General features: G+C 64.6%; 18 protein-coding genes. 9 read left to right on the top strand and 9 right to left on the bottom strand.

Annotated elements, in window-relative coordinates; translation table 11 throughout:
- Positions 1-10: 10 nt before the first annotated feature.
- From Q0L48_RS10280 to Q0L48_RS10300, 5 genes are read right to left on the bottom strand one after another with little or no spacing between them, the layout of a single operon-like run.
- Positions 11-835 carry an urea amidolyase associated protein UAAP1 gene (locus Q0L48_RS10280; RefSeq protein WP_296720540.1) on the bottom strand — a complete coding sequence of 275 codons (825 nt, stop codon included), beginning with the start codon at positions 833-835 and terminating at the stop codon, positions 11-13.
- The gene (locus tag Q0L48_RS10285) at positions 832-1,314 is read right to left on the bottom strand and encodes a CopG family ribbon-helix-helix protein (protein WP_296720541.1); all 483 of its coding nucleotides are present in this window, start codon (positions 1,312-1,314) and stop codon (positions 832-834) included. Before Q0L48_RS10285 ends, Q0L48_RS10280 begins: the two co-directional genes overlap by 4 nt.
- A 12-nt stretch (positions 1,315-1,326) precedes the next feature.
- Positions 1,327-2,109: an ABC transporter ATP-binding protein gene (locus Q0L48_RS10290; protein WP_296720753.1), complete on the bottom strand. Its 783-nt coding sequence runs from the start codon at positions 2,107-2,109 to the stop codon at positions 1,327-1,329.
- Complete coding sequence (locus tag Q0L48_RS10295) at positions 2,105-2,920, bottom strand: ABC transporter permease (protein WP_296720544.1); 816 nt, start codon at positions 2,918-2,920, stop codon at positions 2,105-2,107. The genes Q0L48_RS10290 and Q0L48_RS10295 overlap by 5 nt, the downstream gene beginning before the upstream one ends.
- A 34-nt stretch (positions 2,921-2,954) precedes the next feature.
- On the bottom strand, positions 2,955-4,040 hold the full coding sequence (locus Q0L48_RS10300) for a putative urea ABC transporter substrate-binding protein (protein ID WP_296720545.1): 1,086 nt from the start codon (positions 4,038-4,040) through the stop codon (positions 2,955-2,957).
- 167 nt (positions 4,041-4,207) lie between these two features.
- Between Q0L48_RS10300 and Q0L48_RS10305 the strand changes: the two genes are divergently transcribed.
- Together Q0L48_RS10305 and Q0L48_RS10310 are read left to right on the top strand one after the other, a co-directional pair.
- Positions 4,208-5,170, top strand: coding sequence for a YncE family protein (locus tag Q0L48_RS10305; protein ID WP_296720547.1), 963 nt, complete (start codon positions 4,208-4,210; stop codon positions 5,168-5,170).
- Positions 5,171-5,407: 237 nt separating this feature from the next.
- A complete protein-coding gene (locus Q0L48_RS10310) occupies positions 5,408-6,463 on the top strand; it encodes a BLUF domain-containing protein (RefSeq protein WP_296720548.1) in 1,056 nt (351 codons plus the stop codon).
- A gap of 43 nt (positions 6,464-6,506) precedes the next feature.
- Here the strand turns inward: Q0L48_RS10310 and Q0L48_RS10315 are convergent, their stop codons facing one another.
- Both Q0L48_RS10315 and mgtE read right to left on the bottom strand, forming a co-directional pair.
- A complete protein-coding gene (locus Q0L48_RS10315) occupies positions 6,507-6,911 on the bottom strand; it encodes a DUF1489 domain-containing protein (protein WP_296720550.1) in 405 nt (134 codons plus the stop codon).
- A 59-nt stretch (positions 6,912-6,970) separates the two neighbouring features.
- Entirely contained in the window at positions 6,971-8,443 is a 1,473-nt protein-coding gene (mgtE, locus tag Q0L48_RS10320; protein WP_296720552.1) for a magnesium transporter, read from the bottom strand.
- A 101-nt stretch (positions 8,444-8,544) separates the two neighbouring features.
- On the opposite strand from mgtE, the gene Q0L48_RS10325 reads away from it, so the two are divergent.
- The 4 genes from Q0L48_RS10325 to Q0L48_RS10340 all read left to right on the top strand — a co-directional run bounded on the left by Q0L48_RS10325 (position 8,545) and on the right by Q0L48_RS10340 (position 12,517).
- Entirely contained in the window at positions 8,545-9,006 is a 462-nt protein-coding gene (locus Q0L48_RS10325; protein ID WP_296720553.1) for a peptidylprolyl isomerase, read from the top strand.
- Between the two features lie 18 nt (positions 9,007-9,024).
- Complete coding sequence (locus Q0L48_RS10330; protein WP_296720556.1) at positions 9,025-9,966, top strand: hypothetical protein; 942 nt, start codon at positions 9,025-9,027, stop codon at positions 9,964-9,966.
- A 35-nt stretch (positions 9,967-10,001) separates the two neighbouring features.
- Positions 10,002-11,345 carry a tRNA (N6-isopentenyl adenosine(37)-C2)-methylthiotransferase MiaB gene (gene miaB / locus Q0L48_RS10335; protein ID WP_296720557.1) on the top strand — a complete coding sequence of 448 codons (1,344 nt, stop codon included), beginning with the start codon at positions 10,002-10,004 and terminating at the stop codon, positions 11,343-11,345.
- 140 nt (positions 11,346-11,485) lie between these two features.
- Positions 11,486-12,517 (top strand): PhoH family protein, encoded by a 1,032-nt coding sequence (locus Q0L48_RS10340; RefSeq protein ID WP_296720560.1) that lies wholly within the window; start codon positions 11,486-11,488, stop codon positions 12,515-12,517.
- Positions 12,518-12,529: 12 nt separating this feature from the next.
- On the opposite strand, the gene Q0L48_RS10345 is transcribed toward Q0L48_RS10340, so the two are convergent.
- On the bottom strand, positions 12,530-13,033 hold the full coding sequence (locus tag Q0L48_RS10345) for a DUF421 domain-containing protein (protein WP_296720562.1): 504 nt from the start codon (positions 13,031-13,033) through the stop codon (positions 12,530-12,532).
- A gap of 211 nt (positions 13,034-13,244) precedes the next feature.
- Between Q0L48_RS10345 and ybeY the strand changes: the two genes are divergently transcribed.
- The 3 genes from ybeY (at position 13,245) to Q0L48_RS10360 (ending at position 15,660) form a co-directional block, all read left to right on the top strand.
- Positions 13,245-13,724, top strand: a complete 480-nt coding sequence (gene ybeY, locus Q0L48_RS10350) for an rRNA maturation RNase YbeY (protein WP_296720564.1) — start codon at positions 13,245-13,247, stop codon at positions 13,722-13,724.
- 27 nt (positions 13,725-13,751) lie between these two features.
- Positions 13,752-14,681: a hemolysin family protein gene (locus tag Q0L48_RS10355; RefSeq protein WP_296720567.1), complete on the top strand. Its 930-nt coding sequence runs from the start codon at positions 13,752-13,754 to the stop codon at positions 14,679-14,681.
- Between the two features lie 94 nt (positions 14,682-14,775).
- Entirely contained in the window at positions 14,776-15,660 is an 885-nt protein-coding gene (locus Q0L48_RS10360; protein ID WP_296720569.1) for a LysR substrate-binding domain-containing protein, read from the top strand.
- On the opposite strand, the gene Q0L48_RS10365 is transcribed toward Q0L48_RS10360, so the two are convergent.
- A complete protein-coding gene (locus Q0L48_RS10365; protein WP_296720756.1) occupies positions 15,657-16,463 on the bottom strand; it encodes a 1-acyl-sn-glycerol-3-phosphate acyltransferase in 807 nt (268 codons plus the stop codon). The genes Q0L48_RS10360 and Q0L48_RS10365 overlap by 4 nt on opposite strands.
- Positions 16,464-16,542 lie beyond the last annotated feature (79 nt).

Genomic DNA, 16,542 nt, shown 5'->3' on the forward strand with positions numbered 1-16,542 from the left:
TGCTTCCTGCTCAGCGGCGGTAGTAGTCCTCGACATTGAGGAAGGCGCGCTGCCCTTCTGGCGTGGCGTTGCGGATGGTGTCGTTTTCCGGCGTGACGGGGCCGCGCCATGCAGTGACGCGCAGCGGCGTGCTGTGCCATTCGGCGCGGGGATCGCGGACATGGGGGCAATTGGCGAGCACCACGATCACGTCCATCTCGGCGCGCAGGATGACGCTGCGTCCCGGTGCGAAGGGGCCAGCAACCGGCGTGATCGCGCCGTCGGCTTCGATCCGGGTGCCCTTGAACAGGTTGATGCAGGGGTGGACATCGCGCCGGGTCAGCCCGTGCTTGGCCGCGCCCAAAATCAGCCGGTCGCGCCCGTTGGGGAACACGCCGGAATTGCGCCCTTCGCCGTATTTCGCGGCATTGGTGGCGGCGTTGGAGGTGCCGCAGAACGCATCGTGGGTTTCGGCATCGTCGGCGATAATGGTCGCCAGTACCCGGCCCATGTCGCCCAGCAGCAGCTTGCCCGTGCCGAGATAGGCGTTCCACTGGACCTTGACCGTGTCCGCGACATTCAGCCGTTCGGTCGGCAGTTCGGCGTTGTAGATGTTGAGGCTGGCGCAGGCATCGCCGCCGGTATCGATCAGCCGCAGCCGCGTGCCGCGCGCGATCCGGCGCGAGGCATAGCCGCCCGGCGCGATGGTTTCTTCCCACAGCAGATCGTCAGGCGATACGCCATCGGGCAGATCGTCGGCGGCAGGCGGCAGGGTCGGCATTGCCTCCACCCGCGTGCCGCCTTGCGCGCGGGCATGATCGCGCGCGGCTTTCGGATCGGCGAGATTCGCGCTCATTCGGCGGCCTCCTGTCCTGCGGTTTCGCTGGCTGCGTCCTGTTCGTGCAGTGGTGGCAACAGCGCGGTGGTGGTGACCAGCTGCAATTGCTGCACGCCGCGGATGGTGCGCAGCGCATCGCACAGCTGCTTCAGCCGGACCGCCGGGCCTTGCACCAGCAGCACTTCCAATGACTGGTCCTGTTCGAGGAACACGTGCTGCGAGGAGATCACCTCTTTCAGGTAATCGGACTGGGTTTCGGCCAGTTGCTGGCGCACCCGCCCACCGCCGCCGGCGTAGACAATCGTGACCGTGCCCGCGAGCATATCATCGGGGCGGGTCAGTGCCTCATGCTCGGCGAGCGCATGGCGGATCAATTCGGCGATCAGTTGCGAGCGCGACGGCAGGCCGCGTTCGTCGACCATCACGTCGAGCTGGCGGAACAGGTCAGCGGGAAGGCTCATGCTGAGGCGGGCAAGACGGGAAGGCTCGGTGCTCATGCAGAAACCATCTCAATTATTACCATTCTTGTCAATCGTAATACCGGCTTCGATCTCCGCTTCGGCTGCCATGCGGCGGGTCAGCGCGATGTCGTAGATCACGCCTGCACCATAGCGGTTCGGCGCGTGCGGATCGTGGCGACGCTTGTCGAGCGTCAGCACCCGCGTGCCGAGACCGAAGGCTTCCTTGATGTCATGCGTGACCATCACGATCGTCAGCCCGAATTCGCGCCACAGCCGGGTGATCAGCGTGTGCATATCGGTGCGGATGCCCGGATCGAGCGCGCCGAAAGGTTCGTCCAGCAACAGGATGCGCGGCCGCTTGATCAGCGCCTGCGCAATGGCGAGCCGCTGCTGCATTCCGCCCGACATTTCGGTGGGGTAGAGATTCAGGCTATCGGACAGGCCGACCGCCGCCAGCATTTCCTCGGCCTGCGCGATGGCGGCGCGCCGCGCGCTGCCGAACAGGCGGGCGGTGAAGGGCGCCTGCGCCAGTTCCAGACCCAGCAGCGTGTTGCCCAGCACCGTCAGATGCGGGAACACCGAATAGCGTTGGAACACCACCCCGCGATCCGGCCCGCATTCGGCGGGCAGCGGCTTGCCGTCGAGCATGATCGTGCCCCGGCTCGGCTGGTCCTGCCCCAGGATGACGCGCAGCAGGCTGCTCTTGCCCGCGCCCGATGGTCCGATGATCGAGACGAACGCGCCTTCGTCGATGTCGAGCGCAATTCGTTCGAGCACCACCTTCTCGCCATATTCGACCCAAACGTTGTTGAGGCTCAACACCGGCTCAATGCCCCGCCTTGTGCGCCCAGCCGAACAGGCTGCGGCTGGAGCGGGTGAGCAGGAAATCGATCGCCACCGCGAGCAGCGCGATCCACGCGACGTAGGGCAGAATCACATCCATCGCGAGGTAACGCCGGACAAGAAAGATGCGGTAGCCGAGGCCCACGTCCGCCGCGATCGCCTCGGCCGAGATCAGGAACACCCATGCCGGGCCGAGCGACAGCCGCAGGCTCTGGATCAGTCGCGGCATGGCTTGGGGTAGCGCGACGCGCAGCAGCAATTGCCAGCTCGATGCGCCCAGCGTCAGCGCCTTCACCACCTGTTCGCGCGGCAGGGCGGCGATGTGCCCGGCGACATCGCGGATCATGAACGGCGTGATGCCGATCACGATCAGCGCGACCTTGGCGGTTTCGCCGAGGCCGAAGACGATGAACAAAATCGGCAGTAGCGCAATCGGCGGGATCACCGCGATGGCCGTCACTGTCGGTCCGAATGTCGCCCGCACTGGCGGCAACGCGCCCAGCACCAGGCCCACCAGCAGCGCCGACAGCGTGGCGATGCCCAGCCCGAACCCGAGTCGCTGCAGGCTGGCCAGCGTATCCGCCCAGAACAGGTATTGGCCCGACAGCGGATCGGCTTCGAACACCAGTACCGCCATCGCCTCGATCATGGCGGCGGGCAGGGGGAGGATCTTGTCGGACGGATTGGCGGCGTTGCGGCTGGCAGCGGCGATGATGTAGGTCAGCCCCAGCAGCGCCAGCGGCAGCGCGCCCAGCAGCAGCGCATTGCCGCGTCCGATGGTGCGGTTCACCCAGCGCATCTGGCCAGCGTCCTGCTATCCGCCCCCAACGGCCTCAGAGCTTCCCGTCCGCTGCCAACTGCATGAAGGTGGGGTCGAAGCGCAGCGTGATATTGTCGGTGTCGCCCAGCGTTGCTCCGCCCGGAAACGCCATGCCGACCGCATCGGCCGAGCGCGCGCCCTGACCGAACAACCCTTGCGCAAAGCTGAAATCGCGCACGCGGGTCATGGTGGTGACAAGATCGGGCGACGCCATCGCCGCGACTGCGGCAGCCGGGTCGGTATAGAGGAAGGTGGTGGCGAGCTGGCCTTCGAACGCTTCGGGTGAAGCGCCCGCCAGTTTCGCCATCGCCGCGCGTGCGGCTGCGCCCTCGGCGTCATCCTTCGCCATCAAGGCCATGGTTTCGTACCAGATGCCCGCCAGCGCCTTGCCAAGGTTCGGATTGGCCTTGAGCGTGGCGGTATCGACCACCAGCAGATCGAGGATCTCGCCCGGAATATCGGCCGAAGTGAAGACGGCGGTGGTTCCGGCGACTTCCTTCATGGTTGTGACCTGCGGGTTCCACGCTACTGCGGCCGTGATCTGCGGCGAGGCGAATGCCCCTGCGATGTCCGCGTCCGAGGTGTTCATTGTCTTCACGTCGGTCATCGCCAGCGCGCTTTCCTCCAGCGCGCGGGCGAGCAGGTAATGCGACACCGACAGCTCGACCAGATAGACATCGCGGCCCTTGATCCCTGCGACATTGCTCGCGCCCTTCAGCAGCACCGCATCATTGCCGTTGGAATAATCGCCGAGGATGATCGCACTTGTATCCTTGCCGCCCGCTGCCGGAATGGTCAGCGCGTCCATATTGGCGACCGTTACTCCGTCAAGCTTTCCGGCGGTGTACTGGTTGACCGACTCGACGTAGTCGTTGACCTGCACGAAATTGATTTCAATGCCGTATTTGTCGGCCCACTTGTCGACGATCCCGGCCTGCTGGGCATAGGGCCACGGCATCCATCCGGCATAGATCGACCAGCCGATGTCGAATTCGGTGCGCGGCTCGGCCGCTTCTTCGGCGGAAGGGGAGCAGGCCGCCACCGCCAGCGCGCAGGCAATGAGGAACAAACGGGCCGCGCGGTTCGCCAGATGGAGCATGAATCGGATTCCTTTCGCAAGCGCAGCATCACCCGATCCGGAACATTTGTCTATGGGGAATTATTACGATTGCGAAGAAATGTAATATGTCTAACTCATGTGGGATTATGGCCGGGGATGTGCCTTTCGCGCGTCCTCGCGCCCGGACGATCTTGGAAAGGAATGCGATGGTCAGGCCTTCGGCAGCACGCCCTCTTTCGATCATCATGGCTTCGGCCCTGCTGGCATCCTGCGCGGCGGAGGAGCCTGCGCCGCCTGCGACCAATCCTGCGCCCGATCTGGTGGAAAAGGCGCTCGAAGTGCCCGGTTTCGCCGATTTCCTCGCGGTTGATGGCGATACGGTGTGGGTCACCAATGATGGCCGGGTGGAGCAGTGGTCGACCACCGAAAAGCTCGCCAGCTTCGCAGTCCCGCGCCCCTGCGGCACGATGGCGATTGCCGAAGGATCGCTGTGGGTCGCCAATTGCAAGGGCGCGGAAATCTACCGCATCAACCTCGAAACTGCGACGCTCGAAGCCACCGTCGCCAGCGGCCTCGCCAATCCTAAGGGCGAAACCAATGTGGTCGCCGGAGCCGGGTCGGTCTGGGTGGCGAGCGATCCTGCGGGCAAGGTCGCGCGGATCGATCCTGCCACCAACGCGGTGACCGCCACCATCGATGTCGCGCCCGAGACCTGGTACCTCGCCTTCGGCTTCGATGCGATCTGGGCGGTCAGCAGCGAAGGCAAGCTGTTGCAGAAAATCGATCCCGCCACCAACACCGTTACCGGCACAGTCGCGCTGGGCGATACGCCGGGCTTCCTTGCCGCGGGCGAGGGTGCGGTGTGGGTGCAGGAACAAGGCGATGGCACCGTGGCCAAGGTCGACCCCGAGTCGCTCACGGTGGCGGGCCGAACCAAGGTCGGCGACAACCTCAAATGGGGCGATATCGATACCGGCGGCGGCGCGGTGTGGCTGCGCACCACCGACGATCAGACACTGGTGGTGATCGATCCCGAAACCCTTGAAATCCGTGGGCGACTCGGCGACGCGGTGGGCAGCGGCGCGCTGCGTTACACCCCTGCGGGCGTGTGGACGTCGGCGCATGACAACCAGACTCTGTCGTGGTGGAGTGCCCCATATCCACGGTGAATCCCTTTTAAGGATTGACCTTCGTCCTATCATAGGTGAACCTGTCCTTCTTCCGGTTCTGTTGTGCCGGTGGCGCGACAGGTCTGTGAGGGGGCCGGTTGCTTTGCCGTGATCGGCTCACCTCTCGAATTTGAGTAATTCCGCGGATGGGGATCGTCCAACGGGTTATCGCAAAGAGCCAATATAGAAGCTCCTCCGGTAAACCCGTGCATCCCGATCGGTCGAGGGGAGGATGCAATGCACGTGCATACGGAATCGGTGGTTGCGGGCGTAGGTGCCTGGGTCGGCTGTCTCACATACCAGAGCCGCGCTGTCTCGCGGCCTTCGGAAACCGATCTCAAACAGATGGTCGCGCGGGCCCAGCAGCGCAATCGCAGCCTCGGCGTCACCGGAATGCTGCTGTATGACAATGGCCGGTTCCTGCAGACGCTGGAAGGCCCGCCCGAGTCGCTGGAAGTGGTCTGGGCATCGATCCTGCGCGATGAACGGCACAGCGATATCGAAATCCTTACCGATCACATGGTTTCCAGCCGGTTGTTCTCGAACTGGGACCTGCTGCTTTACAGTCGCGAGCAAGGCCTGCAGAGCGCGTCCTGCGCCAGCGACCTCGCGCCGCATGCGTTAGCGCATTACGTGCCGGGGCTGGTGGAGATCGCCCTGGAGGCGGACGACACGCGGATCAACGCCCTGCTTGCGAGCATCGCCGAACAGGGCTGGAGCGCGGATGATATCGTTGCCCACCTGATCGAGCCGGTCGCCCGTACGATGGGCGATGCCTGGCTGGCCGACCGGTGTAGCGAGATCGACCTGACCATCGGCCTCAGCATGCTGCAACTGGCCGGGCACGCGGTGCGCACCCATGCTTGCACCAGCACCCTTCGCCGCAGCCGCTATTCGATCCTGCTGGCAACCGCGCCGGGCGAACCGCACATGCTGGGCACGACCATGCTCGCCGACCAGTTCACCGATGCCGGCTGGCGGGTGGAAATGGCCTTTCCGCAGACCAAGGAAGCGCTCGCCAATCAGGTCGCCGCGCAGGATCACGACGCGGTCGATATCGGCCTGTCGGATGCCCTGCCGCGGCAACGCGCGCTCACCCGCCTGCGCGAAGCTGTGGAGATCAGCCGCAAGGCTGCGCCCGGACATCTGGTGGTGGTTTCGGTCGGTGGGCGTTTGTTCGCCGAAGCGACGGCGACGGCGGCCTCGGTCGGTGCGGATCACGCGCGGCGCAGCCTTGATGGCACCAGCGCGCGGCTGGCGCAGCTGATCCGGCAGGGCCGCACGATCCAGTAATGGTAAGACCGGGCCAGTAACGGTCAGACCAGGCCGGTACCGATCAGACTAGCCCCAGCCGCTCCAGCTTGGCCGCCAGCTTGCCGGGCAGGGCATCGCCGATATCCTCGCCCGCATCAAGATCGCGCGGAGCCTTGCCCTCGGTCAGGTAACGCCAGCCCTGATGCGCACGCTTGCCCTGCGGATGGACCCGCACCAGCACAGGCTCGAGGCAGATGTCCCAGCGCCCGTCCTCGGTCTTCTCGAAGCCGAGGATCGTCGAACGCGCCACCAGCGCATGGTTGAGAATCCAGTACAGCGATCCGCCCACCAGCTCCGCGTGCCGGGTCGGGCGGTTGCGGGTGGTCAGGCGGATTTCGCTGCGGTCCCGCTCGTGATTGGCATACCATCCGGCGAGATCTTCATAGCTTTTCGCGCCGAACGCGATCTTGGTCATGTGGAGCGGCATGGGGCCAATCTAGCGAGTTTGCGCGGCATTGCGAGCCACGCCGGTTCGTGCACAAGAGATCACAGCGGAGCAAGGCCCGCCGCCACGGCCAGCCCGAGGAACGCGAAGAACCCCATCGAATCCGTAATCATCGTCACGAACACCGATGAAGCCACCGCCGGGTCCTGATCCAGCCGCTCGAAAATCACCGGCACCAGCACGCCTGCAAGGCCGGCCACGCCGATATTGATGACCATGGCGAGCGCGATCACCACGCCCATCATCGGCGAGAACAGCAGCCCGGCGGCCAATCCGATCAATAATGCAATCGTACCGCCGTTGAGCAGCGCGACGCGAAATTCGCGCCACAGAATGCGTTTGGTATTGGCGCGGGTCAGCTGATTGGTGGCAATCGCGCGCACCGCCACCGCCATCGTCTGCGTGCCGGCATTGCCGCCGATGCTGGCGACGATCGGCATGAGAACTGCCAAGGCCACCAGCGATTCGATCGCCGCTCCGAAAAACGCGATGATTCCCGACGCGACCACCGCCGTGCCGAGATTGGCGATCAGCCAGCGCACCCGGCTGGAATAGGCCTCGCGCAGCGGTTCGTTGATGTCGCCGTCGCCCGCGCCCGACATCAGCAGCGCATCCTCTCCCGCTTCTTCGGAGATGATGTGGACCACGTCGTCGACCGTCATCTGTCCGACCAGCCGTCCGCTCTCGTCCACCACGGCGGCCGAAATCAGCGCGTATTTCTGGAACATCAGCGCGGCTTCTTCCTGATCCATCGTGACCGGGATCAGGGTCTGGTCGCGCTTCATCAGGTCGGTCAGGCGGACCGAACGCGGGGTGGTGAGCACCCAGTTCAGCGCGCAGGTGCCGACGGGGTGATGGCGTTCGTCGATGATGAAGACTTCGAAGAAATCATGCTCCAGATCGCCTTCTTCGCGCAGGTAATCGATCAGGTTGCCGACCGTCATATGCTCGGGCACCGCCACGAAATCGCGGCTCATCAACCGGCCTGCGGTCTCTTCGGGATAGGCGAGCGCGCTGGAAACGGCGGCGCGGGTTTCCGGCTCCAGCTCGGCCATCACGGCGCGCTGATCGGCTTCGTTCAAATCCTCGATCAGCTGCACCGCATCGTCGGTGTCGAGCTGTTCGGCAATCACGGCGACCGCGTGCGCCGACAGCGTGTCCATCAGGTCTTCGCGGACGTAATCGTTCAGTTCCGCGATCACGTCGCCGGTCATCAGGTCGCTGATCGCCGAGGCGAGCTGCGCGCGTTCCGACCGGTCGAGCAGTTCGATCAGGTCGGCGACGTCGGCGGCGTGGAGCGGTTCGACCAGGTCATACACCGCGCCCTTGTCGCCCGCTTCCAATGCGAGGTGGACGGCACTGATATATTCGGGCTTGAGCCGGTTTTCCTCGTCGTGGCGCTCATCGTCGACGCGGTCGTCCGGGCGCACCTCGACCTCAGCCGATTCGGCCGCCGACTCCGCAGCGGGGTCGGCGATCAGCAGATCGTCTTCGGGAATGCGATCGTCAGCCATGTTGAGGCGTTTAGGCGGGGAGGGTCGAAAAGCAAGCGGGGAGGGTGACAGTCACGCCTCGCACGCTATAGAAGCGGCCAAATTCATTCAGGAGATACGAAATGGCCGACACCCTCACCTTCACCCTCGACACCGGCGACGGCGAGGGCAAAGACGTCGTGATCAAGCTGCGCCCCGATCTGGCCCCCGGCCATGTCGAGCGCATCGCCGAGCTGGCGGGCGAAGGCTTCTATGACGGCGTGATCTTCCACCGCGTCATCAACGGCTTCATGGCGCAGGGCGGCGATCCGACCGGCACCGGCATGGGCGGCAGCGACAAGCCCGACCTGAAGGCCGAATTCAACGCCGAACCCCACGTCGAAGGCGTGTGCTCGATGGCGCGTTCGCAGAACCCCGACAGCGCCAATTCGCAGTTCTTCATCTGCCTCGACGACGCACGCTTCCTCGACAAGCAGTACACCGTGTGGGGCCAGGTCACGAGCGGCATGGAACACGTCCACGCCCTGCCCAAGGGCGAACCGCCGCGCGCGCCGGGCAAGATCGTGAAGGCATCCGTTGCCTAAGATCAACTTGGTGCAGGTATGACGCTGCGTGCGGTAGCAGCGGCGCTATGCGTATTGCTGCTATCGGCCTGCGCCACCCTTCCCGATATTTCGCAATCGCGCTCACCCTGCCAGCTTGAGCCTGGCGGGTGGTGCGGTTTCGTGCGCGATGCGGCGGTGGATGCCTTCCCCTATGCCGTCGCCTCGACCAACGCATACACCGGTGACGATGATCTGTTCGCAAGGCCGGGCCGCGTCCTGCAACGGCTGGAACACCTGCCGATTGCGCCTGAAGACGCTGACAAGGGCTTCAGCTACGAAATCTTCGACCAGTTCGCGCCCGGCACCTCTGGCGACCCCCAGCGCAAGCCGATCGCCCGCATCCTCGCCTTTCGCGGGACCGATCTGAAAGGCCTCAGCGATCTGTTCTACGGCACGCTGCGCAATGACCAGATCGAATTGGCGCTGCGTTATTTCGCGGCTGAGAAAAAACGCTGGGGTTCCGACCCGCAATGGGTGGTCACCGGCCATTCGCTCGGCGGAGCGCTGGCAACCGAAGTTTCGGTCGCCCACCCTGAAGTGCGCGCCTACATGTTCAATACATCGCCCTTCTATCGCAGCGAGACGAAGGCCAACGCCCTGCAGCGCACCGTCTTCAACGAACGCGGCGAGGTGCTGCGGCGGTTCGCCCGCTCCGAGGAACCGCCAGCAGCCAATGTGTTCACGATCAATTGCGAGCCGCGCAAGAACGCCCTTTTCAAGCACAAGGTTCGCCCGCTGGCCGATTGCATCACGTGGATCGCAGCTTATGCCAGCGCGGATGCGCACGAGGTGGTGAAGGCCAATCGGATCGCAAGACCGCTGGTGGAGTGCGGTTCGGAGGATCAGACCCACCCCGGCCCGGGACAGCGCAAGGACGAGCCTTGCCTGCACAACGACCAGCCCAAGGACTCGGCAAAGCGCAAGCGCAGCGGTGATTGAACCCGCGCCCCATCGGCGCTAAAGGCGCACGCCTCATGAAACCCACCTCCGCCCCCAAGACCTACCGGGTCAAAAGCTTCGGCTGCCAGATGAACGTCTATGATGGCGAGCGCATGGCCGAATTGCTGGGGGAACGCGGCATCGCGCCTGCGCCCGAGGGCGAGGAGGCCGATCTCGTCATCCTCAACACCTGCCACATCCGCGAGAAAGCCGCCGAGAAGGTCTATTCCGACATTGGCCGCTTGGTGAAGGCGGGCAACAAGGCGGGTAAGGCTCCCATGATCGCGGTCGCGGGCTGCGTTGCGCAGGCCGAGGGCGAGGAGATCATGGCGCGCGCGCCGGCGGTCAGCATCGTGGTCGGCCCGCAGGCCTATCACCGCCTGCCCGAGATGCTCGACAAGGCCACGAACGGCGAGCGCGCGACCGATACCGACATGCCCGCCATCGCCAAGTTCGACGCGCTCCCGGCGCGCAAGAAACGTGGCCCCAGCGCGTTCCTGACGGTGCAGGAAGGCTGCGACAAGTTCTGCACCTATTGCGTGGTGCCCTATACCCGCGGCGCGGAAATTTCGCGGCCGTTCAACCACCTGATCGCCGAAGCGCGCAAACTGGTCGAGACCGGCGCGTGCGAAATCACCCTGCTCGGCCAGAACGTCAATGCATGGAGCGGCGAGGACGACAAGGGCCGCCCGGCGGGCCTCGCAGGCTTGATTCACGCGCTCGCCAACATCGACGGGCTGGAGCGAATCCGCTACACCACCAGCCACCCCAACGACATGGACGAAGCCCTGATCGCCGCGCATGGCGAAGTGCCGAAGCTGATGCCCTACCTGCACCTTCCCGTGCAGAGCGGCAGCGACCGGGTGCTGAAAGCGATGAACCGCCAGCACACGGCGGAAAGCTATCTGAGGCTGCTGGAGCAATTCCGCGCCGTCCGCCCCGATATCGCGCTGTCGGGCGACTTCATCGTCGGCTTCCCCGGCGAAACCGAAGCAGAGTTCGAGGATACGCTGCGGATCGTCGATCAAGTCGGCTACGCCCACGCCTTCAGCTTCAAATATTCGCCGCGCCCCGGCACCCCGGCGGCGACGATGGAGGGTCAGATCGCGCCCCAAATCATGGACGAGCGCCTGCAACGCCTGCAAGCGCGCATCGCCCACCACCAGTTCGCCTTCAACAAAGCCAGCGTCGGCAAGACCTGCAAGGTGCTGGTGGAACGCACAGGGCGCAACCCCGGCCAGTGGCTTGGCAAATCGCCGTGGCTGCAATCGGTGTGGTTCGAGGGCGATTACGCCATTGGCGATCTGGTTGAAGTCACCCTCGCCGAAGCGGGGCCGAATTCGTTGATGGGACAGGTCCGCGCGACCCTTCCGGCCTGAACCGGTCCCGCGCGCCGAGATTGCAACTCGGTGACTTTCCACTGCCATCTCGTCGCTGCCAGCTTGCTTTGGCGGGAGGCGTGCTTACCTTTCCGACTCGTGGGCCGGGAATTGTCCCTTGGCCTCATGCAAAGGAACCTATGGGCCGACGACCCTCCCGTGCCGGACACCCGGCTCTTTCGCCCGATCCTCGCGGCATTTCCGTTCCCCGGCGCGCCCGGCTGGAACTGACCTTCGAGAACCAGTCGCTGCTCGGCCCGCTGTTCGGCCAGTTCGATGCCAATCTGGTGCAGGTCGAAAACCGGCTTGGCGTGTATATCCACGCGCGCGGACATCAGGTGGTGGTCGAAGGGCCGGAGGACGATGTCGCGCGCGCCCGCGATACGCTTACCACCATGTATGATAGGCTGGCGCGCGGCGAGGATCTGGATAGCGGCGCAATCGAATCGCTGATCGCGATGTCGAACGAACCGACGCTGGAAGGCATCATTTCGGGCGACATGGACGCGGCGCCGATCATGATCCGCACGCGCAAGAAAACCATCGTGCCCCGGTCAGCCACACAGATCGAATACATGCGCAGCCTCGCCAAGGACGATATCATCTTCGCGCTCGGCCCAGCGGGCACGGGCAAGACCTATATCGCGGTGGCGCAGGCGGTCAGCCAGCTGATTACGGGAAGCGTCCAGCGCCTGATCCTGTCGCGTCCGGCGGTGGAGGCGGGGGAGAAACTCGGTTTCCTACCCGGCGACATGAAGGACAAGGTCGATCCCTATCTGCGCCCGTTGTACGATGCGCTGAACGATTGCATGCCGCCCGAACAGGTGGAGCGGCGCATTGCCAGCGGCGAGATCGAGATCGCTCCGATCGCCTTCATGCGCGGGCGCACGCTGGCCGATGCCTTCGTCATCCTCGACGAGGCGCAGAACACCACGCGCGAACAGATGAAGATGTTCCTGACCCGTTTCGGCCAGAACAGCCGGATGGTGGTCTGCGGCGATCCCAGGCAGGTCGATATCCCGGGCGGCCCGGCCAACAGCGGCTTGAACGATGCGGTATCGCGGCTGGAAGGGATCGAAGGCTTTGGCACGATCCGCTTCACCGTCGCCGACGTGGTGCGCCACCCGATCGTGGGCCGGATTGTCGAAGCCTATGAGGGGGACGACGCGTAAGGGCGGGTCTGGCTACCGCCGCACGCTGCCCAGTACAGTCAGCGGTTTTTCGGAACCCTTGATCACGCTCAGGCTGCCGTCGGTTTCCAGCACCACGGCGGCGACATCTTCAAGGTGGGCGACGCCCGAGGAACGGATCGCAGCCTCCATTTCGTCCTTGGTCACGCGTTCGTCCGCCATTGCCTGCGTCCGGTATTGCCCGTCTTCGAACAGCAGGCGCGGCTGGCTGCGCACAAGGTTGCGGAAGGTCTGCGATGTGATCGACAGGCGGGACACCACCCATTGCAGCAGCGCCAGCATCACGAAGGCCAGCAGCCCCTCCAGCAAGGCGACATCGGAACTGAGCAGCACCGTCGCCAGTGTCGAGCCGAGCGCCACGGTGACAACCAGATCGAAGGCATTGAGCTTCGCCAGCGATCGCTTGCCCGCCAGCCGCAGCACCATCACCAGAGCCGCATAGGCCAACAGCGATACCACCGCGACCCGCAGAAGGTCATAAAAGTCATCGAAAAGCATGAGAGGTGAACGCGTTTGCGCAGTTTTGTTCCTTTTGGGGCGATATCGGCCGCCAAGCTGCCGCCCTTTCCTACCGCAGGGCGACAGGCTATCGGGCGCAGCATGATCCGCGCCGACTTCCTGCCTTTGACGACCGCTGCGAACGACCCCTCTGGGCAGGGCCGGTTTTCGCTTCCTGTACAGTGTCTCATGTGTCTCCTACAGGCGCGCCATGCAGCTTGATTGCGACGTCGAACATTGGCCGGATGGCAATTGGGAAGCGCTGGCGGAGCGAGCAGCGCGGGCGGCGGGCGAGGGCGAGCCGCTGCTGGCCCATCCGCGCCTGATCGCCAGCATCCTGTTCACTTCCGACGCCGAAGTGCACAGCCTCAACCGCGAATGGCGGGCACGCGACAAGCCGACCAATGTGCTCAGCTTCCCGATGCTGGAACGCGGTGAATTGCAGGGCCTCGCCCCCGATGGCCCGCCGGTGATGCTGGGCGATATCGCGTTGGCGCATGCGACCTGTGCGCGCGAGGCGGCAGACAAGGGCGTGCCGCTGGATCATCACGCGGCGCACCTGATCGTTCACGGATTGCTGCATCTGGCGGGCCACGATCATGTCGAAAGCGACGCACAGGCGGATGAAATGGAAGCAATCGAAACAGCGATACTTGCAAAACTGGGCATCAACGACCCATATGGCGCATGAACACCGCAAGGAGCATTGACTAAGGCCATGGCCGATTCCCCATCTTCCGCATCTTCTTCGGGAGACGCGGACAGTAGCGGCGGGCTTTGGCCTGCCCTGCGCAAGATCCTCGGGCTGGAAGCCGCGCGTTCGTTGCGCGAACAGCTTGAAGAAGCGATCGACGAGCACGAGGACGAACACGGCGCGTCGCATTTCGATGATCGCGCCCATGCGGGCGGGGATCTGTCGCGGGTCGAACGCCAGATGCTGCGCAACCTGCTGCACTTCTCCGAACATGATGCCGATGATGTCGCCGTGCCGCGCGGCGAGATCATCGCGGTGGAAGCGTCGATCAGTTGGGCCGAAGTTGTGGCGGCGTTCAGCGAACATGGCCATTCGCGCATGCCGGTCTATCGCGAGACGCTGGATGACGTGATCGGGATGATCCACATCAAGGATATCTTCCCGTTCCTCGCCAACGGCACGCCGCCCCCTGCGGACTGGACGGTGCTGCTGCGCCAGCCGCTGTATGTGCCGCAGGCGCGCGGAGCGTTGGACGTGCTGGCCGATATGCGCGCGCGCCGGGTGCATCTGGCGATCGTGGTCGATGAATTTTCGGGCACCGACGGGCTCATCACGATCGAGGATCTGGTCGAGGAAATCGTCGGCAACATCGAGGACGAGCACGACGACGCGCCCGAAGACCTGATCGTGGCGATCGGCGAAGGGATGTGGGATTGCGACGCCCGCGCCGAGCTGGACGATGTCGCCAAAATGGTCGACCCGCGACTGGCGGAGGTCGAGGAAGCCGTCGATACGCTGGGCGGGCTGGCCTTCGTGCTGGCCGAGGCGGTGCCGCCAGTCGGCACTGTGCTGGAACATACGAGCGGTTGGAGGATTGAAGTCACAGCAGGTGACGAAACCCACGTGAAACGCCTGCGGCTGCATCCGCCGCACGTCGAAAGCGACGTGCAGTAGGCGCAACGCGCTGGCGACGGATGCAATTTTTCTTCGATTTTTTGCATCCAAATGGCGGCCTCGTGCGTATCTCCCTTCACCAAGGAGAGGTTCCATGCCCAAACGTCGTCTGCCTCCATTGCGCGCGCTCGAAGCGTTCATGCGCACGGTCCGAATGGGTTCCGCCCGCGCGGCGGCGGAGGAAATCGGCCTCAGCCCGTCGGCGCTGTCGCGGCGGATCAGCAATCTTGAAGAATTCGTCGGCAAGAAGCTGTTCACCCGCGCCCGCCAGTCGATGCAACTGACTGACGAAGGCCAGGCGTTCTACGAGGCGGTCAACCCGCACATGGAAGCGCTGGCCCGCGCAGTGGAAAGCCAGTCCGACAATATCGCGCTGCTGCGGCTGCGGCTGGGCGTGCTGCCGATGTTCGGCAGCCAGCGCCTGTTCCCGCGGCTGGGCGAACTGCGCAAGCGCCACCCGCTGCTGCATATCGACATCGACACCGCGCCGCATCTGGAAGACCGCGTGGGCGATACGCTCGACGCCGCGATCATCCTGTCGCGCGGGCCGGCGAGCGGACTGCACGCGGTGCGGCTCGATCACAATCTCGTCCACGCTATCTGCAGCAAGGAAGTGGCGCGCAACATCGGGCCGGAGGTCACGGCCGAGAACCTGGCGAAGCAGACCTTCCTGATCCACAACGAACTGCCCGAAAGCTTCGTGGCGTGGAAAAAGGCCAACCAGCTTGAAGACATGGAAGCGGGCGCAATCGACCATTACGATTCGGGCGCGCTAATGCTGGAAGCCGCCGCGCAGGGCCTTGGCATTGCGATCATGCATGACGATCACCTGCGCCGCGCCAGCGATAACCGGCTCACCAATCTGCCCGGCGTTCCGGTGGAAAGCCCCTATAGCTACTGGTTCGTGTGCAAGCCGGTGGCGCTGGAAAGCCGCCCGGTGCGGATCTTCCACGATTGGCTGGTCAGGGCGGGGCTTTAGCCGACCCGTTCGCCATCGGTGCGCGGTTCGTAACGTACCGGCGGGACGGTGTGCGCGAATTCACGCAGCGGGCGGCCTAGGACTTCCAGCAGGGTTTCCTCGATCCGGCGACGCGATTCGTGGCTGATGGCCTTGCGCCCGCGGAAATCTTCGGGGCTGAAGGGCTCCAGATAATGCAGCCGCAGCCGGAAGGTGCCCTTGCGCGCCAGCAAGCGCTTGGCGTTGTTGAGCCCGCCTTCCTCGCCGATCCAGCCGATCCATTCAGCGACCGGCCCGTAATCGAGCACCACCGGCTGCACCAGCACGCCCGGCGGCGGTGGCTCCAGCACCGACAGCATGCTGGTCTTGAACGGCAGCAGCGATTGGCCGTCGGTGGTGGTGCCTTCGGGAAACACGGTGACCGACCAGTTATCGACCAGCGCCTCCTTTAGGGCGTTGATCTGCTCGGCCACGCCCATGCGATGCTCGCGCTTTACGAAGACGGTGCGATTGAGGCTGGCGAGCCAGCCGACCACCGGCGATGCTTCGAGTTCCGCCTTGGCGACGAAAGCCGTGCCGCTGGCACCCGCCAGCGCGAGGATATCGATCCACGAGATATGGTTGGCGACATAGAACACGTCGCGCCGCAGATGCGTGCCGATCACCTCGACCTTCGCGCCGCACACCCGCGCGGCATAGCGCAGGAACAGCATCGGGAAGGGCGAGCCATAGGCGAAGGTGCGGTAGAGGTAGTGCAGCGGCACGAACACCGCGATCAGACCGATCAGCGCCAGCGCCCGCAGCGTGATGCGAACCCGGCCCATCGGCGAGATCGGGGTGATCTCGCCGCGCGCGGCGGCTTGGCGCAGTTCCCACTCGCGCTGCTCTTTTGCGGACGTGCGC

The organism is Erythrobacter sp. (assembly GCF_024305245.1).
Taxonomy (GTDB): domain Bacteria; phylum Pseudomonadota; class Alphaproteobacteria; order Sphingomonadales; family Sphingomonadaceae; genus Erythrobacter.